The organism is Candidimonas nitroreducens (genome assembly GCF_002209565.1).
Lineage (GTDB): Bacteria > Pseudomonadota > Gammaproteobacteria > Burkholderiales > Burkholderiaceae_B > Candidimonas > Candidimonas nitroreducens.
In genome coordinates this window covers 299,400-318,056 of record NZ_NJIH01000002.1, presented here as the reverse complement: position 1 = coordinate 318,056, position 18,657 = coordinate 299,400, and the positions used below count along the sequence as shown (strand labels likewise).

Here is an 18,657-nt window from a genome sequence, read left to right as displayed (position 1 = left end):
TTCATTGCACCAAACCGGCTCATGCACTTTTCCGGGGCGTGTGCCCGGGCTTGCCCGGGCGCAGTAGGCGAGATAGACCAAACAGGCGCTGCAGGCGTGGCGCCGTATCCATCGGTAAGCGACGCGGCACGGCCGCCTGGCGCGTCATAAAATAGGCAACCTCAACGCTTGAGCATGAACATGAAAGCGACGCTTACGCGCGCACCCGGTGGCGCGCGCGCCGGCCTGGCGGCCTTGTGGGCCTGGCTTTGCGTGGCCCTGTTGGCCTGCGTGCTGGCATTGGCGCCACTGGCCGGGGCCGTAGGCCAGGTTTCGGATGCCAATGCCAATGCCGGCGCCGCCAAGGGCACCCCCACGCCGGCAGACTTCGCCCGCACGCTCGACGAGGCTCGTGCGCGCATGGACTCGGTGCAGAACAGCCTGAAGCAGCCGCTGGACGACGCGCAATTGGTGCAATTGCGGGCCACGGTGCAGGACGCCCAGGCCCAGGCCAAGCAGGCCGCCACCCAGATCGAGCCGCAGCTCACCAGTGTCAAGGCCAGGCAGGCCGAGCTGGGCTCCGTGCCGGCCGGCACCCAAGAGGCGCCCGATGTCGCGGCCCAGCGCGCGCAGCTCGGCAAGAGCAGCAGCACGCTCGACTCCCAGCTCAAGCTGGCGCGCCTGATCACGGTCGAAGGCGACCAGGCCGTGGAGCAGATCCAGACACTGCGGCGTTCGCAGTTCCAGGCCCGCCTGGGGGCGCGCACCGATTCCGTCTTCGGCGTGCCGTTCTGGGCCGAACTGGCCCAGGAGTGGCCCCGCGATGCCCATCGGCGCTTCGTGCCCCTGGGCAACGAACTGGCCGGCTATGTGCGCGCCGCGCCGGCTCGGGTGTGGGTGCTGGTGCTGCTGGGGGTTGCGCTGTTGCTGGTGCTGCGCGTGCTGGCGGGGCGCGCGCTGATGCGTTTCTCGACCACGCACGTGCCATCGGGCCGCTTGCGCCGCTCTTTGTATGCGGTGGTGCGGGTCGTGATGGCGGTTGCCGTTCCGGGCCTGATCGCCACGGCCTTGCACACCGGCATCGATTGGTCTGCCGCCTTGCCCGATGGCCTGGACGCCTTGCTGAGCTGGCTGGTCGGCCTGCTGTGTTTCGGCGGCCTGGTGGCCGGCCTGGGCCGGGCCCTGCTGGCTGCCGATCGGCCTTCCTGGCGCCTGCCTCATCTGTCGGACGGCGTGGCGCAAGGCCTGCGCAGGTTTCCCTTGCTGTTGTCGGTGGTGATCGTGCTGGGCTGGGCGGCGCAGCACCTGGCCGCGCAGGTCAATGCCAGTCTCAGTACCACGGTTTTCCTGGATTGCCTCACCGGCTTGCTGACCACGGCGATATTGGCGGCCGGCCTGCTGCGCGCGCGGCGCCTGCGGCAGGCCACGGCCGACACCAGCGACAAGGGGCCGGCGCCGGCGCTGCCCATATGGGCTTCGGCGCTCATGGCCGCCGCCTGGACGGCCCTGGCGATCAGTGCGGTGTGCCTGGTGGCCGGCTACGTGGCCTTCGGCGGCTTCCTGGCCAGGCAGGTGGTGTGGGTCGTGACGGTGCTCGGCGTGGCGTATCTGCTGTCGGTGCTGGTGGAGGATGGCTGTGCCAGCCTGCTGGCGGCCGTCAAGCGCGGCGCGCCCGACGGGCCCGATCCCGGCCCCATGCTGCGCGCCCGCTGCCAGGCCCTGGTGCTGGCAGCCGGGCTGGTGCGCCTGGCCATCGTGTTGATCACCTTGATGCTGCTCTTGATCCCGTTCGGCGAAGGGCCCTCGGAGTGGATCAGCCGCTTCAACCAGTTGTACACCGGCATTTCCATAGGCGAGGCGCAGATCCGGCCGACCTCGGTATTCCTGGCGGCGCTGGTTCTGATCCTGGGGTTCGCCTGCATCCGGGTGCTGCAGCGCTGGCTGCTGGCGCGCTATCTGCCCGCCACCAGCCTCGATCGGGGCATGCAGTATTCGGCCGCGACCCTGTTCGGCTATGCCGGCTACGTGCTGATCGTGGCTTTGGCGCTGTCGGCCGCGGGCATAGGCCTGGAGCGCGTGGCTTGGATCGCCAGCGCACTGTCGGTAGGCATAGGCTTCGGCCTGCAGGCGGTGGTGCAGAACTTCGTGTCGGGCCTGATATTGCTGGCCGAACGCCCGGTGAAGGTGGGTGACTGGGTCACTCTGGGCGGCGTAGAGGGCGACATACGCCGCATCAACGTGCGGGCCACCGAAATCCAGATGAGCGACCGCTCGACGGTCGTGGTGCCCAATTCCGAGTTCATCACCAAGATCGTGCGCAATGTGACCCACGCCAATCCCCTGGGACGGGTGCTCATCAAGCTGCCCATGCCGCTGTCGACCGATGCCGACCGGGCGCGCGGCCTGATGCTCGACGCGCTGCGCGAACACAACGGGGTGCTCGACGAACCGGCGCCGAGCGTGCTGCTCGAAGGCCTGGACGCCGGCGGCCTGGTCTTCAACCTGATCGGCTATGTAGTGTCGCCGCGCGCCGCCTCGGGGGTGCGCAGCGATTTGCTGTTCGACGTGCTGCGGCGCCTGCGCGAGGCCGGCCTGCCCCTGTCGACGCCCTCTACCATGCTGCTGGCCGAGGCCAAGCCCGCAGGCCCGGTGCTGCCTCCTACCAGCGCCGCCGCGCCGGGATCGGCTTCGGTTGCGGAGTGACCGGGACGGCGATCGCGCGGGCCTCGCCGCAAGGGATTAAACTGGGTCGGATGGATGGTAGATGTATGTAGATGCCGCGGACGCCGGGCCTAGCCTCGCGTCGGGCACGTTCAAATTGCGAGATATTGATATGGCAGGCAAGCTCAAGATAGATTTCGTTTCCGACGTATCGTGCCCGTGGTGCGCCATCGGGCTCAGCTCGCTGGAACAGGCGCTGGCGCAGCTGGACGGCGAGGTCGGCGTCGATCTGCATTTCCAGCCCTTCGAGCTGAACCCGCAGATGCCGGCCGAGGGGCGCGACTTCGTCGAGTATCTCGGCCAGAAATACGGCAGGACGCCGCAAGAGGTCGCGCGCAGCGCCGAGAACATCCGCCAGCGCGGCGCCCAGGTAGGGTTCGAATTCGCGCCGCGCACGCGCGTCTACAACACGTTCGACGCGCACCGCCTGTTGCACTGGGCCGGCCTGCAGGGGCGCCAGCGTGAACTCAAGCATGCCTTGTTCCGCGCCTATTTCACCGAGGGCCGCAGCCCGGGCGACATCGATGTGCTGGCCGACCTGGCGGCCCAGGTAGGGCTGGATGCGGCGCAGGCCCGCGAGATCCTCGCCTCCGACGCCTACGCCCAAGAGGTGCGCGAGCGCGAGGGCTACTACCGTGATGCCGGCATCGATTCCGTGCCTTCCATCATCGTCAACGACAAGCACCTGATCCAGGGCGGCCAGCCGCCAGAGGTGTTCGAGCAGGCGCTGCGGCGCATTGCCTCGGCGCCGCAATAGGGTCTGGGCCGGCCCGGTGCGCGTCCGGCCGGGCTGTGCCGCGATGGAATGCCGAGGGTAGGGCAGCTATAGGGCTGCGGCGCCGCCGTGCCTGTGCCCTTGCCTTGGATAGCCAGCGGTTTCGCCCGCAAGGGGCGGGGCGCGATATTTTTCAATCTTCAAGAAACAGCATGCGGCGGGCAGCAGCGTCGAGGCGCGTTGCCGGCGGCCGGCCGTGTTGCTTGCCCGCGGCTAATCTTGTCCGGATAAACCCTTAATTGCCGCTAATTTCGGCGAATAGAGGCTTGAGGAATAAGCTTATATATCGTAGAACCAAATAGTTGAAAGTATAATTTGCAGAAAATGCATGGATGCTATGGATCTACGACAATTGGAAGCCTTCGCCGCCGTGATGTCCGCCGGCAGCCTGACGGCTGCGGGCCAGCTGCTGGGGCGTTCGCAGTCCGCCATCAGTCGCCTGATCCAGGATCTCGAAACCGAGATCGGCTACGTGCTGTTCACCCGTAGCCGGCCCTGTGTCACGCCCTCGGAAAAAGGCCTGCTGTTCTACGAAGAAGTGCGGCGCACCCTGGGCGGCCTGCAGCAGATCCGCATCCGCTCGGAAGAAATCGCCCGCGGCGAGCACCGGCCGCTGCGTGTCGCCGCCACCGCGGCGCTGGCTGCCGGCCTGTTGCCGCATGCATTGAAGCAACTGCGCGAGCAGGCCGGGCCCGACCTGCCGCGGCGCTTCGGGGTGCAAAGCCTGCTGCCGGAACAAGTCGTCAAGAGCGTCGCCGGCGAAAGCGTAGACCTGGGCATTGCCAGCCTGCCCATCCAGAGCCAGGGCACGCATATCCATTGGGTGGCCGAGGTGTCCTGTGTGCTGGCCCTGCCCAAGGGGCACCGTCTGGCGCGGCACGAGACCGTTGCGCTGTCCGCGCTAGGCGATTCGCCCATCATCACCATGGCCAACCCCTACAGGCTGAAGCACCGCCTGGATCAGGCCATGGCGCAGAATGAAATCCATCCCTCGTTCAGCATCGAGACGAATTCCACGCTGAATGCGCTGGCGATGGTGCGCAACGGCATGGGTATTTCCATCGTCGAACCCGTCAGCGCGCTCGGCGGCTCGATGGACGACATCGTCATACGGCCGATCGACGTGCACATTCCTTATTTGTTCGGCGTCATCACCGCCAAAGGCGCCTTGGGCGGCGAGCACGTGGCGCGCCTGATCGGCTGCCTCAAAGACCAGGCCCGCCTGCGCCTGCCCAAGCTGGTCGAACACGATCCGCAGAACCTGGCGGCGATCATGGGCTCGCTCTACAGCGTGGCCGAGGCATGAAAACCATGCGGCGACCGATACCCATGAACTGTGTCGTGGCCGGGGGCGCGCAGGCCGCGGGCCCGGTTCGGACGGAGGCCGCGCGATGATGCTCTGGCTGGCCAAGCGCCTGGTGCAGGCGGTTTTCGTCATTCTGCTGATGACGCTGATCGTATTCGTAGGGCTGCACGCCATCGGCAACCCCGTCGACATCCTGATAGGCCAGGACGTCGACCAGGTCGACCGGGCACGCATCATCGCGCAGCTCGGGCTCGACCTGCCACTGTGGCGCCAGTACCTATCGTTCCTGGCGGGCGCGCTGCACGGCGACCTGGGCAACAGCTTCGTCTACAACCAGCCGGCCATCCAATTGATCATGCAGCGCCTGCCGGCGACCCTGGAGCTGGCGGTGGCGGCCATGGTCATCGCCGTGGTGCTGGGCCTGCCGGTCGGCCTGCTGGCGGGCCTGAAGCCCGATCATCCGCTGTCCAAGACGGTGATGGCGGGCAGCATACTCGGCTTCTCGCTGCCGACGTTCTGGGTGGGCCTGATGCTGATCATGGCGTTCAGCGTGAGCCTGGGCTGGCTGCCCGCCAGCGGGCGCGGCCAGACCGTGCAGCTGTTCGGGGCGCAGTGGTCGTTCCTGACCTGGGACGGCCTGAAGCACCTGCTGCTGCCGGCCCTGAACCTGTCGCTGTTCAAGATTTCGCTGGTGATCCGCCTGACCAGCGCGGGGGTGCGTGAAACCCTGCCGCTGGACTACATCAAATTCGCGCGCGCCAAAGGGCTGTCGCCCTTGCGCATCATCGGCGTGCACGTGCTGCGCAATATTCTGATTCCGCTGGTGACCGTGCTGGGGCTGGAATTCGGTTCGACCATCGCCTTCGCCGTGGTGACCGAAAGCATCTTTTCCTGGCCGGGCGCGGGCAAGCTGATCCTGGACAGCATCAATTCCCTGGACAGGCCGGTCATCGTCGGCTACCTGATCGTGATCGTGTGCCTGTTCGTCACCGTCAACCTGGTGGTCGACATTTTGTACCGCCTGCTGGATCCGCGCGTGCGCCTGGAGAAGACGGCATGAGCGCAGTCATCGCAAAGGCCGCCGTTCCCATGGAGCTGGAATCTTCCTGGCGCCAGTTCCTGGGCGATTTATTCGCCTCCAAAAGCGCCGTGCTGGGCCTGGTGGTGGGCCTGGCCCTGATCGCCGCCGCGATTCTCGCGCCGTGGATCACGCCGCAGAATCCCTACGACCTTACGCAGATCAGCATCCTGGACGCGCGTCTTGCGCCGGGCACCGAAAGCAGCACCGGCACTTTTTCCTACTGGCTGGGTACCGACGGGCAGGGGCGCGACCTGTTGTCGGCGATTCTGTACGGCTTGCGCATCAGCCTGACGGTGGGGGTGGGCTCGGCGCTGGCGGCCGGCATCATCGGCACCGTGCTCGGTCTGGTGGCAGCGTACTTCGGCGGCAAGACCGATGCCGCGCTCATGCGCCTGGTCGACCTGCTGTTGTCGCTGCCTTCCATCCTGGTGGCCATGATGATCCTGGCTTATCTGGGCAAGAGCGTAGGCAATGTGATTCTTACCCTGGTGGTGCTGGAATGGGCCTATTACGCGCGCACGGCGCGCGGCCAGGCGCTGGTCGAGCGCCAGAAGGAATACGTGGAAGCCGCGCGCTGCCTGGGCATACCGCAGTGGCGCATCGTGCTCAAGCACATGCTGCCGAACTGCCTACCGCCGCTGATCGTCATAGGCACCCTGCAGGTGGCGCGCGCCATCACGCTGGAGGCCACCCTGAGCTTCCTGGGCCTAGGCGTGCCGGTCACCGAGCCCTCGCTCGGCCTGCTGATTTCCAATGGCTACCAATACATGCTGTCGGGCCAGTACTGGATCAGCTTCTATCCGGGCATAGCGCTGCTGGTCACCATCGTCAGCCTGAACCTGGTGGGGGATCGCCTGCGGGACATCTTCAACCCGAGGCTGCAGAAATGAGCGCGGACAAGCTTCTGGAAGTGCGCGGCCTGCGCACCCATTTCTCCACCAGGGCGGGCGCGGTGGCGGCCGTCGACGAGGTGTCCTTCGGCCTGGAGCGCGGCAAGATCCTGGGCCTGGTGGGCGAATCGGGCTCGGGCAAATCGGTGACCGGCTTTTCCATCATGCGCCTGATCGATCCCCCGGGCCGCATCGTCGCCGGCGAGATCCTGTTCAAGGGGCGCGATCTGCTGCGGCTGCGGGAAAAAGAAATGCAGCATCTGCGCGGCAATCGCATCGCCATGATCTTCCAGGATCCGATGATGACGCTGAACCCGGTGCTGCGCGTGGACGTGCAAATGATCGAAACGGTGCTGGCGCACAGCAACACCAGTAGGGCGCGGGCGCGCGAGCTGGCGCGCGACACGCTGGGCGCGATGGGTATTTCCAGCCCCGAAGAGAGGCTGATGGCGTACCCGCACCAGTTGTCCGGCGGCATGCGCCAGCGCGTGGCCATCGCCATTGCGCTGCTGCATCGGCCCGAACTGATCATCGCCGACGAGCCCACCACCGCGCTGGACGTCACCATCCAGGGACAGATACTGTCCGAGGTGCAGAACCTGACGCGCCAGTACGGTACCTCCCTGATATGGATCACGCACGATCTTTCGGTGGTGGCGGGCCTGGCCGACGAGATTGCGGTCATGTACGCCGGCCGCATCGTCGAGCAGGGCGGTGTCGACGACGTGCTCGATCGGCCGCTGCACCCCTACACGCTGGGCCTGCTCAACAGTCTGCCCAGCAGCAACCGGCATGGCAGGCGCCTGAACCAGATACCCGGCATGGCGCCCAACCTGCTGGCCCTGCCCGCGGGCTGCGCTTTCTTCGAACGCTGTACGCGCCGCACGGTGCAGTGCGAGCAACAGCGGCCCGCCCTGGATCCTCATGGAAACGGGCACGCGGTGCGGTGCTTTCACCCGATCGGGCAGGAGGTGCCGGCATGAATCCGACCGCGCCCTTGGTAGAGCTCAAGGGCATCAGCCATCGTTTCGGCGAAAGAGCGCCCGGGTTGTTCGACGGCATTCTGCAAGGCCTGCGCCTGCAGCGCGAGCCGGCGGTCACGCACGCGGTGGACGGTGTCGACCTGGTGGTCGGGCGCGGCGAGGTCGTGGGCCTGGTGGGCGAGTCCGGCTGCGGCAAATCCACGCTGGGCCGCATCGCCGCGGGCCTGCTGGCGCCCAGCGAGGGCAGCCGGCGCGTCAACGGCGTCGAGGCGGCCGCCATGAGCCGCCGCCAGCAGCGCCAGGCACGCCTGAAGATCCAGCTGATATTCCAGGATCCGTACGCCAGCCTGAACCCGCGGCTGCGGGTTACGGAAATCGTCGGCGAAGCGGTGCGCACCCACGATCTGGTGCCGCAGTCCGAGCTGGACGACTACGTCTGCGCGCAGCTGCAGCGTGCCGGCCTGAACCCCGCCTTGCGCGGCCGCTATCCGCACCAGTTCAGCGGCGGCCAGCGCCAGCGCATAGGTATTGCGCGGGCCCTGGCGGTGAACCCGGACATGCTGGTGTGCGACGAGGCCGTGGCTGCGCTGGACGTGTCGATCCAGGCGCAGATCCTGAACCTGTTCATGGATCTGCGCGAGCAGCTGAACCTGACCTATCTGTTCATCAGCCACGACCTCGGCGTGGTCGAGCACTTGTCGGACAGGGTGGTCGTCATGTACCTGGGGCGCGTGGTCGAAACGGCGCCCGTGGCGGAAATCTTTCACCATCCGAATCACCCGTATACCAAGGCCTTGCTGGACGAGGTGCCGCGCATCGATGTGCGCCGCCGCGCCTTTTCAGCGGTCAAGGGGGAAATCCCCAGTCCGCTGGCGCCGCCGTCCGGGTGTCATTTTCATCCCCGCTGTCCGTACGCGATGCCGCGCTGCCGGGTCGAGCGCCCCGAGCTCAAGAGCGTGGCCCCGGGCCACCTGAGCGCCTGCCACCTGAACGACCAGGCCTGAGCCGCACCCGTCATGAGTTTTCATCCCGTCCTACGATTGCAATGGTTTTTCCTGGAGGAGTCGCAATGAAGCGTTTTTTAATCAGTGCCATGATGGCCGGCGTGCTTGCCGCCGGCGGCATCGCGCATGCCGAAACCCTGAACATCGGCTTCGCCGATCCGGTCTCGTCGCTGGATCCGCAGCTGAACAATTTTGCCGGCGACCGCTCCGTCGACCTGCACTTTTTCGACCTGCTGACCCAGATCCGCGACAACCGGGTCAAGCCCATGCTGGCCGACAGCTGGAAGGCGCTGGACGATCACACCTGGGAATTCAAGCTGCACCCCGGCGTCAAGTGGTCGGACGGCAAGCCCTTCACGGCCGACGACATCGTATTTTCCTATGAGCGCGCGCGTAAAGTACCAGGCAGCGTCGCGACCTTCGCCGGTTATCTGCGCACTGTCGCCTCGGCGCAGGCCAAAGATCCGCTTACCCTGGTCGTCAAGACCACGGTGCCCAATCCCGACCTGCCCCTGAACCTGGCTTCCGTGCATATCGTCAGCCGCCATGTCGGCGCGAATGCCACCAGCGAAGACTACAACAGCGGCAAGGCCGTGGTCGGCACCGGCCCCTACAAGCTGGTGTCCTATACGCCGGGCGATCGCATCATCATGCAGCGCAACGACGGCTACTGGGGCCCGAAGCCGGAATGGGACAAGGTCAATTACCGCTATATCAGCAATGCCGCCTCGCGCACCGCCGCGCTGCTGTCGGGCGACGTGGACGTCATCGACAAGGTTTCCGTATCCGACATCGCGCGGCTGAAGAAATCGTCCAAGGTGTCGCTGTTCTCGTACCCGGGCCTGCGCGTCATGCTGCTGCAGCCCAGCTTCCGCAAGGGGCCGAACCAGTACATCACCGACAATAGCGGCAAGGAACTGCCGCAGAACCCGCTGCTGGACGTGCGTGTGCGCCAGGCCCTGTCGCTGGCGGTCAATCGCAAGGCGATCGTCGATCGCATCCTGCAGGATGCCGCGACGGTGGCCGACCAATGGATGCCCGCCGACACCTATGGCTATAACCCCGATATCAAGCCTATCGCGTTCGACCCCGCCAAAGCCAAGGCGCTGCTGAAAGAGGCTGGTTTTCCCGAGGGCTTCAAGCTGACCATGCACGTGCCGTCCGACCGCTATCCGCTGGGGCCGGAGACCGCGCAGGCGGTGGCGCAGTTCTGGTCGCGCATAGGCGTCAAGACCAGCGTCGAGGTGGTGCCATGGGCCGTGTACGCGGGCCGCGCCAAGAAAAACGAATACGCCATGAGCATGATCGCCTGGGGCAACGGCACCGGCGAGGGCAGCTACGCCATGGTCAACATCCTGGCCACCGTGACGCCGGCCAAGGGCCTGGGCACCTCGAACTGGGGCCACTACAGCAGCGCCGCGATGGATGAAGACCTGCGCAAGGCCACCGTCGAGTTCGACGTGGACAAGCGCGAGGCCATTCTGCGCGATGCCGTGAACGTGGTCATGAATGACGTGGGCATCCTGCCGCTGTACCACTACAAGAACATCTGGGCCGCCAAGAAAGGCCTGAAGGTGGTGCCGTGGACCAGCGACCGCACCGTGGCGATGCAGGTCAGCAAGGCCGACGGCAAGCAGGCCGGCGCCAAGTAATGAGCGCGACCGGCATGAGTCCAGCCCGCCTGCTCGTCGAGCCCGCCGACGACCTCATCGATGTGCCGCGCCGCATCCGGCTCGAGCATGTTCCGGCGCACGCCCGCGTCACCATCGCCACGCGCACCGTGCGGGGCAACGGCACGGTCTGGCGTAGCAGCGCCAGCTTCCAGGCCGACGCCGCGGGCGTCGTCGAACTGGCCGAGTGCGCGCCGCTGTCCGGCGACTATGCGGGCGTGTCGGCCATGGGCCTGATCTGGTCGCAGTGTCCCGAGCGCGCCGGTGCCCGGGATGTATTCCCGGCCGACATGTCGGAGCCGCTGCGCACGCAGATCAGCGCCGAGGTCGAGGGCGTAGGCGGGGCCGCGGGCGTGCGGCTGGAAGCCGTGCTGGTGCAGCGCCTGATGGCCGCCGGCGTGACGCGCCAGGACATCCGCGCAGAAGGGCTGGTCGGTACGCTGTTCAAGCCGGCCGGCCCCGGCCCGCATCCGGCCATCATGATCTTGAACGGTTCGGGCGGCGGCATCAACGAGCCGCGCGCGGCGCTGTATGCCTCGCGCGGCTATATCGCTTTCGCGCTGGCGTATTTCAAGGCGCCGGGCCTGTCGGACTATATCTCCAACACGCCGCTGGAATACTTCAAGCAGGGCCTGGACTGGCTGCGCAGGACGCAACAGCCGCGCGACGGCTTCGTCGCGCTCAATGGGCAGTCCCGGGGCGGCGAACTGGTGCTGCTGCTGGCCTCGGTGTATCCGCAGGACGTATCGGCAGTGGTCGCCTACGTGCCCGGCGCCGTGGTGCACAGCGGCCAGAATGCGGCAGACCCCAAGGTCGGCCGCGAGGGCCCCACGTGGCTGCTGGGCGGCAAGCCCCTGCGGCACCTGTGGGAGGGCAATCGCACCGCCACCTGGGCGCCGTTCGACGAAGGCCCGTCGCCGCATCGCCACGAGCGCGCCATCCGCACCGCCCTGCAGGACAGCGAGGCCGTCGCCAGGGCACGCATTCCGGTCGAGAAGATCCGCGCGCCGATCATCCTGCTGTCGGCTACCGACGATGGATCCTGGCCGTCCAGCCTGTACAGCAAGATGGTGGTGGACAGCCTGCAGGCGCAGCACTATCCCTATGACGTGCAGTGGGTGGACGCCCAGGACGCGGGCCACGCCATCGTCTTCCCGTATATCCCCACCACGCAACTGGTGTACAGCCATCCCGTCTCGGGCAAGGTCAGCACCGGTGGCGGCAGCCCGGCCCCCAACGCCCGGGCCGACGAGGAATCGTGGAAGCGGATCAAGCAGTTCCTGGCAGATGCCGTGCGCGATCATGCGCGCAGCGGCGGCAAGCAAGGCTAGAAAACGCCCGAGCCACGCCGCTGGCGCCCGCGGGAGGCTTCCCGCGGCGCTGACGCGACCCGTTGCGCCGGCTCATGTTGTGTACGGTAGCGATCGATGTGCAGCATTGCCGAACGGTTTCCGTCGCGGCTCGGCTGGCTGATTTCCTTGCCCAGCCATGCTTCGCGCAATACCTGGATGCCGCAATGGTATGCCACGGCTATTCCACGCCGGCCCGCCGGTACTGCCATGGACAGACTGGAATCGAAGCGGAGCAGCGTACGTGCGACGACCTGGGTGGTGCGCTCGTCGTCGGCGACATCCTGCTCGAGTGATCCATGGCAGCCCACGGTCGAGAGTACTCGGCCTTGACTCTGTGCGATGGCAGCGAAGGCTGCCAGCCGGGACGATAACGCTTGCTGCAGCAGGATGTCTGTGGATGCAGCAGCACAGTGGCGCGGATCCATTCCTTCTGGATAGTCCAAGCTGATGCCCAGTAAAACCTGTGTATCGTTCAAGGAACGCATGTGGCGTTCGACGGCCTCCGGGGCGGCGTCTGCGAGATAGATGACATCGCATGCCGGCAGGGCGGCCAATGGCGTGGCGTGTGTCGTGTCGATGTGGCAGGCCAGTTGTGCGATCATGGCGTGCCGCCGCCGCGAGCATTCGGATTCGGTATGGCAGCCATGTCATAGGACGGCGTATAGTCGTCGGGTGCGCCCGGTGGTATCGGCGGGTGGGCTTTGAGCGAGGCCTGGAAGTTGTTCACCATGTGGCGGATAGGGCCTCGTACCCAGCCTTGCGTGGTGTTGACGTCAGTCTCCTCCTTCGGGTCTTGCACCACATTGAACACATAGGGGGTTTCCAGATGATTGGGGCCGGCATTGGGTTCCACTTCCCAGACGAAGTGCATCTTCCAGTCGCGCCACTTGGCCGCGCGTAGTTCGGTCTTGATGTAGTAGACAAAGCCCTCGCGCGCCGACTTCTCCGCCTGTCCCAGCAGAAGCGCGGACTGGTCGACCCCGTCGATGGGGCGGTCGGTGGGCACTTCCAGGCCCGCAATGCGGGCAAGAGTAGGGAATAGATCCACGACATGGACGATCTCATTGGTCTGGCGGCCGGCGGGTACCTTACCGGGCCAGCGTACGATGAGCGGCACGCGCAGCGCGCCTTCCATCGCGGTGTGATACGTCCCGGCCCATATACCGGCGCTCCCGCGCCATGGACGTCGATACTCGGGGCCGTTGTCGCTGGCAAAAATAAACACAGTGTTGCCAGCGATGCCGTGATCCTCGACTGCATCGAGTATTTGGCCGACACGGGCATCCATCTCCACCAGCGAGTCGGCGAAATCGCCCTTGCCCGTGCGGCCTTCGAAGTCGCGGTGAGGGATAGTGGGGAAGTGCAGCTGAGTCAGCGGCACGTACAGGAAGAAGGGTGTCTTGCCGGCATGGCTACCGATGAAGTTGCAGCTGCGTTGCGTTAGATTCTCGTCGATGCGGCGGCGCATCTCGAGATCGTAGAGTTCGCGCTTCTCTGCGGGGTGGCCTTTGCGGCCCTCCATGACGTGGGGGACTTCAACGACCTCGGGGTCGAAGCCTACGGCATTGAAGAACATGGTTTCATTCGTCGTGCGGGGAATGCCATACCACTCGTCAAAGCCCTTGTCCTTGGGATAGCGCCCTTCTTTGTCGCCCAAGTGCCATTTGCCGTACATGGCGGTAGCATAGCCCTGCGCGGAGAAGGCTTCGGCCAGCGTACGCTCCCATGGAATAATGCCCTGGGGCAGCCCTGCGGGCACGGACTGCATGGCGCCGGTGCGGACTGGGTGGCGACCTGTCATCAGGGCCGAACGTGTGGGTACGCAGTCGCTCTCGACGTTGAAATTCAGGAACCGGGTGCCTTGTGCGGCCAGCGCGTCGATACGCGGCGTGGGTGCCCCGCGGATAGCGCCGCCTCCATAGCAGCCTAGTTCGCCCCAGCCAAGGTTGTCGGCCAAGATCAGAACTACATTGGGCCGGGGTTTCGCTTGCGGCATGTTGTGTCTCCGTGTCAGTTGAGCTTGATGTGCAATTGCTTGACCAGATTGCCCCAGTCGGTCACGTCTTGGTGAATAAAGCCGTCGAACTCGGCAGCACCCATAGGCTTGGGCGTGACGCCTATCCCCAGCAGCTTGGCCTGGATGGCAGGCTGCCGGACTATGCCGTCGATTGCGTCGGACAGCTGTTTTACGATGGCCGGCGGTGTGCCGCGCGGCGCGACGACACCGACCCACTGGGCACGCGTAATGTCTGGATAGCCAAGCTCCTTCAGCGTCGGCACGTCGGGCGTGGCGGGATTTCGCTTTGCGGTCGTGACCGCGACGATGCGGACGGCGTGATTGCGTGCCTGTGCCAGCAGCGGCGCGAAGCCGAGTACCGCCGCCGGTATAGTGCCGGCCACGAGATCGGCCACGGCCTGTCCGCCACCCTTGTATGGCACGTGGATCAACTGCACCCCTGCCAAGTGGGCAAGCCATTCGCCAACAATGTGCTGTGAGGTTCCTAGGCCCGAAGTCCCGAAGGGAATGTGGCCCGGCCTGGCCTTGGCGGCGGCGATCAGCTCGGCCAGGCTGCGATATTTGGAACGGGTGGACACAGCCACCGCCATGGGCTGGTCGCCGATCAGTGCGACGCCAGTCAGGTCGCGATCCAGTTTCCAGCCCATATTACGGGTGGCGCTGATTATGGCTGCCGAGTCAGAGGCGATTGCCAATGTGTAGCCATTGGCGGGTGAGCGGGCTGCGAGCTGCATGCCGATGGAGCCGGATGCGCCGGGATGGTTTTCGACAACTACGCTTTGTCCCAGAGCCTTGCCGAGTTCGGAGCCTATCATCCGCGCGACCGTGTCATTCGTCCCGCCGGCGGCTTGCGGGACAATTATCTTGACGGGTTGGTCGGCAGGCCATTCGGCATGGGCCGCTGTAGCGGCTCCCAGCCCTACGCCGAGCAGGGCGCTGGGGAGCATTGCGCATAGTGCAGTACGTGGGCTCGGTTTCATGGTGTCTCCCTGTGTGTTCGTTTTGAATGTGAGGGAAGTGTAGTGATCAACGTATAAAGTTAAAATTCAAAAATTCCTATTATGTGATAACCCATAACTTTCACGTAAATGGCCAGTTTCATGACTCGACATTCTCGCGCCGCGCTTTCGCATCTGAAGTTCCGCCATCTCGCCTTGATCGAATACCTGTTACAGGAAGGCACCCTGCGCAAGGCGGCACGGCGCCTGAATATCAGCCAGCCGGCTACGACGGCAATGCTCACCGACATCGAGAGCCTGTGGGGCGTGCAGCTGTTCACACGCAATCGACAGGGGGTCGCGCCGACGGCACAGACACTGGCGCTCGCACCGCGCTTGCGCGTGCTGCTGAACGACTTCGATGAGTTGGGGGCGATGCTGGATCGGTTGAATACCGGTAAGAATGAAGTACTGCGGGTGGGCATGGCTCCACAGGCTTTTACCGTCTTGTTGCCAGATGCCGTCGAGCGCTTCAGACGAGCGGGTGGTTGCTACCTGCATACCAGCGAGGGGAGTGCGCCCGATCTGTTGGAGCGTTTGCTGGCGGGTGACCTGGATTGCGTGCTGGGCCGCATGCCGCCGGACATGGGCAGCCTGAAACACGATATGGCGTCACTGTCTTTTGTTCGTCTTTATGAAGACGACGTATGCATCGTATGTGGGCCCGATCATCCTGCCACCCGATCCAGAGTGGACTATGCTCGACTGGCGCAGTGGGACTGGGTGTTGCAGCGCGCCAGTTCGAGCGTACGGCGGGCATTGATCGAGGCATTCCTCCGTAAGGGGCTGGTGCTGCCTCCCCCCGTGGTGGAGACGCCGACTTACATTCAAGCCCTAGACATCGTGGCCGCGGCGGAGTTTCTGACGGCGGCGCCTCGTCGTATGGCCATGGCTCATGCGCGCACCGGACGTGTGCAAGTGCTGGATCTGACTTTGCGTATAGCGCTGATGCCGGTTTGTCTGATTATGCGCAAGAGCACGGAAGATCACCCACAGATTGCACGTTTTCGCGCGGCCTTTGAGGAGGCGCCCGCCGAGCCTTGAAGGCGGACGGCTGTTGCGATACATGGGCGATGCATGAAATATGATCGTGCGCGCTCATTGGCGCATTGCCAGTCCAATTGGGTTCCCTACGGAGCAAGAGCTTAGTGGCGCTGCCGGGCTCGTGAGGCGGCGAGCTAGGCCGCGCAGGCGTACTCGATGACCAGCTGTGCGCTGACCATGCCGTTCCACACGTTCCTGTCCAAACGGTAGGCGACTTCGACGTATTCGGGTAGCATCTCGGCGTGCCCGAACCAGATCGCGTCGAAGCGCTGGTTGCCGCGCGCCAGGCTCAGCTTGAGGTGCTTGTCTTTCAGCAGGCGCTGCTGCTGCACCTGGAAGGTGTCGCGGAACACGGGGGCGGGAAAGCCCGAGCCCCAGACCTGCTGCTGCAGCAGCCCGGCCACGTCGGCATTGGCGTAGCCGCTGTCCAGCGAACCGTCGGTTTCTATCAGGGGGTCGAAGCTGTCGCGGCCGCTGAGTTCGCGCACCGCCTGGTCGAAGCCCTGGGTGAAATCTTCGTAGCCTTGCTCCAGCAACGTCAGGCCCGCGGCCATGGCGTGGCCGCCGAATTTGACGATGATGCCGGGATGGCGTTTGGACACCAGGTCGAGCACGTCGCGCAGGTGCACGTCGGGAATCGAGCGGCCCGAGCCGCGCAGTTGGCCGTCGTCGGCGCGCGCGAAGGCGATGGTGGGGCGCCAGTAGGTTTCCTTGATGCGCGAGGCCACCAAGCCGACCACGCCCTGATGCCAATCGGGGTGGTAGACGCAGACGCCCGCGCCGATTTCGGTTTCAGGCAGCTCCATGGCGGCCAGCGCTTCTTCGCGCATGCTGGCTTCGATGGCGCGCCGCTCGTGGTTGATGGAATCCAGTTCGCGCGCCAGGCGCAGCGCTTCGGCCTCGTCGTCGCTGAGCAGGCAGGCGATGCCCAGGCTCATGTCGGCCAGGCGGCCGGCGGCATTGATGCGCGGGCCTATGGCAAAGCCCAGGTCGAAAGCACCGGCCTGTGCCGGTTCGCGCGCCGCCACCGCGAACAGGGCGCGCAGGCCGGGCTGCATGCGGCCCGTGCGGATCTTCTGCAGGCCCTGCGTGACCAGCAGGCGGTTGTTGGCGTCGAGCTTGACCACGTCGGCCACTGTACCCAGCGCCACCAGGTCGGCCAGCGCGTCCAGGCGTGGGCCGGCATTGGCCGCGTAGACGCCGCGCCGGCGCAGTTCGGCGCGCAGCGCCAGCAGCAGGTAGAAGATCACGCCCACGCCCGCCAGGTTCTTGGACGGAAAGCCGCAGCCGGGCTGGTTGGGGTTGACGATGGCCAAGGCGCGGGGCAGGGTGCTGCCTGGCAGGTGGTGGTCGGTGACGATGACCTCCATGCCGGCGGCAGCCGCCGCGGCCACGCCGTCGACGCTGGCGATGCCGTTGTCCACGGTAATGAGGATGTCCGGCTTGCCGGCGTGGTGGCGCAGCGCCAGTTCGACCACGGCGGGCGACAGGCCGTAGCCGGTCTCGAAGCGGTTGGGCACCAGGAAGTCGATTTGCGCGCCCATGGCCCGCAGGCCACGCACTGCCACCGCGCAGGCGGTGGCGCCGTCGCAATCGTAGTCGGCCACCACCAGCAGGCGCCTGCGTGCGTCGATCGCGTCGGCCAGCAGGCGCGCCGCGTGTTCGCTGTGCGTAAGCCGGCCCGGGGGCAGCATGGCCGACCAGTCGGGCCGGGTTTCGGCGATTTCCCGCACGCCGCGTGCGGCCCAGAGGCGCGCCAGCAGGGGGTGCACGCCGCAGGCCTCGAGCGCGCGCGCGGCATCGGGTTGGGCGCGGCGTGTGCTCAGTCTCGGGGTGACCACCAATTTCTCCAGGATATGCGGCCGCCGGGCAATAGGCCGGCAAGCCGCCCGCGGCTTTTCAGTTCCACGTATTTGTCGCTGCCGATCAGCACCAGCGCAGGCTTGATGTTCGCCAGGGGCCGCAGGACTCGTGTTTCCAGTTCGCCCAGGGCCTGCAGCCACGCGCCCCAGTCGTGCGCCAGCATGGGCTCCAGCAGCGCTTCGTGAACCTGCGCGGCTTCTTTTTCTTGCATAGCCGGGAACTGTTCGGGCCTGGCGCCGCCAAATAGCCACAGGCTGTTGACGGGCGGCAGCCCGCGTTCCTGGCGCGCCAGGTTGACCGGATGCTCGAACCAGGTCATTTGCAGTTCATTGACCAGTTTGCGCCAGGGGCGGGCGGCGGCGTCCTGCGGCCACCATTCGTTGACCGAGCTCAGGCTGACCAGCCGCGGGCTGGCACAGACCGGCGAGAAGTCGCTTTCGATGGTGATGCGCCAGTGCTCGGTGGCCAGCTGGCTGGCCTGGAAACCGCTGCCCTCGAAGGCGCTGTGCGCGGCTGCGAACAAGGCTACACTCTCGTCTGGCGTGATGTCGAGCTGGCGCGCCGCCAGCAGGCGCGCGCCCTCGCGCGAGGGCGAGACATGCACCAGCTCGGCCAGCCACACCGGTACGCCGGGCGCGCCTGCGGCGGTTTGGCCGGCGCCCCATAAGGGGCCGAGCCCGGCACAGAAGTTCTGTTCACGCCGCGGCACGAAACCGCGGCTGGCCAGTTGCCAGCGTTCGTACGGGGTACAGCCCGAAACGCCCGGGCTGGCCTGCGTGACCGTGGCGCGGCTATGTTCCAGCCAGCGCCCCAGTGTAGGCGCGGTCTTGAGCATGTGCGGCGTGAGTTCGCGGGCCTCGCGAGGGTCGGGCAAGGCGCCCGGTAGTACGATTTGCATTCCCGGATTGTAGTGGCAATGAAAAGATGGTGGGATATTGAAGAGCTCATATGAACTTTGGATCGGCGCGCGCTAT

15 protein-coding genes are annotated in these 18,657 nt (G+C 65.8%); 10 read left to right on the top strand and 5 right to left on the bottom strand.

Annotated features, from left to right (window positions below; all coding sequences use genetic code 11):
* Positions 1 to 180: 180 nt before the first annotated feature.
* The 9 genes from CEY11_RS02915 (at position 181) to CEY11_RS02875 (ending at position 11,740) form a co-directional block, all read left to right on the top strand.
* The gene (locus CEY11_RS02915; protein ID WP_233154692.1) at positions 181 to 2,682 is read left to right on the top strand and encodes a DUF3772 domain-containing protein; all 2,502 of its coding nucleotides are present in this window, start codon (positions 181 to 183) and stop codon (positions 2,680 to 2,682) included.
* A gap of 130 nt (positions 2,683 to 2,812) precedes the next feature.
* Positions 2,813 to 3,457, top strand: coding sequence for a DsbA family oxidoreductase (locus CEY11_RS02910; protein ID WP_088602028.1), 645 nt, complete (start codon positions 2,813 to 2,815; stop codon positions 3,455 to 3,457).
* A 355-nt stretch (positions 3,458 to 3,812) separates the two neighbouring features.
* Positions 3,813 to 4,781, top strand: coding sequence for a LysR family transcriptional regulator (locus CEY11_RS02905; RefSeq protein WP_088601851.1), 969 nt, complete (start codon positions 3,813 to 3,815; stop codon positions 4,779 to 4,781).
* Positions 4,782 to 4,866: 85 nt separating this feature from the next.
* The gene (locus CEY11_RS02900) at positions 4,867 to 5,841 is read left to right on the top strand and encodes an ABC transporter permease (RefSeq protein ID WP_088601850.1); all 975 of its coding nucleotides are present in this window, start codon (positions 4,867 to 4,869) and stop codon (positions 5,839 to 5,841) included.
* Entirely contained in the window at positions 5,838 to 6,752 is a 915-nt protein-coding gene (locus CEY11_RS02895; protein WP_088601849.1) for an ABC transporter permease, read from the top strand. The genes CEY11_RS02900 and CEY11_RS02895 overlap by 4 nt, the downstream gene beginning before the upstream one ends.
* Positions 6,749 to 7,735 carry an ABC transporter ATP-binding protein gene (locus CEY11_RS02890; RefSeq protein WP_088601848.1) on the top strand — a complete coding sequence of 329 codons (987 nt, stop codon included), beginning with the start codon at positions 6,749 to 6,751 and terminating at the stop codon, positions 7,733 to 7,735. Before CEY11_RS02895 ends, CEY11_RS02890 begins: the two co-directional genes overlap by 4 nt.
* Positions 7,732 to 8,739, top strand: a complete 1,008-nt coding sequence (locus tag CEY11_RS02885) for an ABC transporter ATP-binding protein (protein ID WP_088601847.1) — start codon at positions 7,732 to 7,734, stop codon at positions 8,737 to 8,739. Before CEY11_RS02890 ends, CEY11_RS02885 begins: the two co-directional genes overlap by 4 nt.
* Positions 8,740 to 8,804: 65 nt before the next feature.
* Positions 8,805 to 10,391, top strand: coding sequence for an ABC transporter substrate-binding protein (locus CEY11_RS02880; RefSeq protein WP_088601846.1), 1,587 nt, complete (start codon positions 8,805 to 8,807; stop codon positions 10,389 to 10,391).
* Between the two features lie 14 nt (positions 10,392 to 10,405).
* Positions 10,406 to 11,740, top strand: a complete 1,335-nt coding sequence (locus CEY11_RS02875; protein WP_088602027.1) for an acyl-CoA thioester hydrolase/BAAT C-terminal domain-containing protein — start codon at positions 10,406 to 10,408, stop codon at positions 11,738 to 11,740.
* Here CEY11_RS02875 and CEY11_RS02870 read toward each other — a convergent pair.
* Genes CEY11_RS02870 through CEY11_RS02860 form a run of 3 tightly spaced genes read right to left on the bottom strand, consistent with a single transcriptional unit; the run spans position 11,737 to position 14,758 of the window.
* Positions 11,737 to 12,363, bottom strand: a complete 627-nt coding sequence (locus CEY11_RS02870; RefSeq protein WP_088601845.1) for a LamB/YcsF family protein — start codon at positions 12,361 to 12,363, stop codon at positions 11,737 to 11,739. The genes CEY11_RS02875 and CEY11_RS02870 overlap by 4 nt on opposite strands.
* Complete coding sequence (locus CEY11_RS02865; RefSeq protein WP_088601844.1) at positions 12,360 to 13,757, bottom strand: arylsulfatase; 1,398 nt, start codon at positions 13,755 to 13,757, stop codon at positions 12,360 to 12,362. Before CEY11_RS02865 ends, CEY11_RS02870 begins: the two co-directional genes overlap by 4 nt.
* Before the next feature lie 14 nt (positions 13,758 to 13,771).
* On the bottom strand, positions 13,772 to 14,758 hold the full coding sequence (locus CEY11_RS02860; RefSeq protein WP_233154690.1) for a Bug family tripartite tricarboxylate transporter substrate binding protein: 987 nt from the start codon (positions 14,756 to 14,758) through the stop codon (positions 13,772 to 13,774).
* 120 nt (positions 14,759 to 14,878) lie between these two features.
* On the opposite strand from CEY11_RS02860, the gene CEY11_RS02855 reads away from it, so the two are divergent.
* Complete coding sequence (locus CEY11_RS02855; protein WP_088602026.1) at positions 14,879 to 15,820, top strand: LysR substrate-binding domain-containing protein; 942 nt, start codon at positions 14,879 to 14,881, stop codon at positions 15,818 to 15,820.
* A gap of 134 nt (positions 15,821 to 15,954) precedes the next feature.
* Here the strand turns inward: CEY11_RS02855 and recJ are convergent, their stop codons facing one another.
* Positions 15,955 to 17,661 carry a single-stranded-DNA-specific exonuclease RecJ gene (gene recJ, locus CEY11_RS02850; protein WP_088601842.1) on the bottom strand — a complete coding sequence of 569 codons (1,707 nt, stop codon included), beginning with the start codon at positions 17,659 to 17,661 and terminating at the stop codon, positions 15,955 to 15,957.
* The gene (locus CEY11_RS02845; protein WP_088601841.1) at positions 17,643 to 18,581 is read right to left on the bottom strand and encodes a hypothetical protein; all 939 of its coding nucleotides are present in this window, start codon (positions 18,579 to 18,581) and stop codon (positions 17,643 to 17,645) included. The genes recJ and CEY11_RS02845 overlap by 19 nt, the downstream gene beginning before the upstream one ends.
* Between the last annotated feature and the right edge of the window lie 76 nt (positions 18,582 to 18,657).

Coding starts and splice junctions, on each gene's coding strand:
- CEY11_RS02915 (WP_233154692.1), top strand. CDS start 181: ATGAAAGCGACGCTTACGCGCGCACCCGGTGGCGCGCGCGCCGGCCTG.
- CEY11_RS02910 (WP_088602028.1), top strand. CDS start 2,813: ATGGCAGGCAAGCTCAAGATAGATTTCGTTTCCGACGTATCGTGCCCG.
- CEY11_RS02905 (WP_088601851.1), top strand. CDS start 3,813: ATGGATCTACGACAATTGGAAGCCTTCGCCGCCGTGATGTCCGCCGGC.
- CEY11_RS02900 (WP_088601850.1), top strand. CDS start 4,867: ATGATGCTCTGGCTGGCCAAGCGCCTGGTGCAGGCGGTTTTCGTCATT.
- CEY11_RS02895 (WP_088601849.1), top strand. CDS start 5,838: ATGAGCGCAGTCATCGCAAAGGCCGCCGTTCCCATGGAGCTGGAATCT.
- CEY11_RS02890 (WP_088601848.1), top strand. CDS start 6,749: ATGAGCGCGGACAAGCTTCTGGAAGTGCGCGGCCTGCGCACCCATTTC.
- CEY11_RS02885 (WP_088601847.1), top strand. CDS start 7,732: ATGAATCCGACCGCGCCCTTGGTAGAGCTCAAGGGCATCAGCCATCGT.
- CEY11_RS02880 (WP_088601846.1), top strand. CDS start 8,805: ATGAAGCGTTTTTTAATCAGTGCCATGATGGCCGGCGTGCTTGCCGCC.
- CEY11_RS02875 (WP_088602027.1), top strand. CDS start 10,406: ATGAGTCCAGCCCGCCTGCTCGTCGAGCCCGCCGACGACCTCATCGAT.
- CEY11_RS02870 (WP_088601845.1), bottom strand. CDS start 12,363: ATGATCGCACAACTGGCCTGCCACATCGACACGACACACGCCACGCCA.
- CEY11_RS02865 (WP_088601844.1), bottom strand. CDS start 13,757: ATGCCGCAAGCGAAACCCCGGCCCAATGTAGTTCTGATCTTGGCCGAC.
- CEY11_RS02860 (WP_233154690.1), bottom strand. CDS start 14,758: ATGAAACCGAGCCCACGTACTGCACTATGCGCAATGCTCCCCAGCGCC.
- CEY11_RS02855 (WP_088602026.1), top strand. CDS start 14,879: ATGACTCGACATTCTCGCGCCGCGCTTTCGCATCTGAAGTTCCGCCAT.
- CEY11_RS02845 (WP_088601841.1), bottom strand. CDS start 18,581: ATGCAAATCGTACTACCGGGCGCCTTGCCCGACCCTCGCGAGGCCCGC.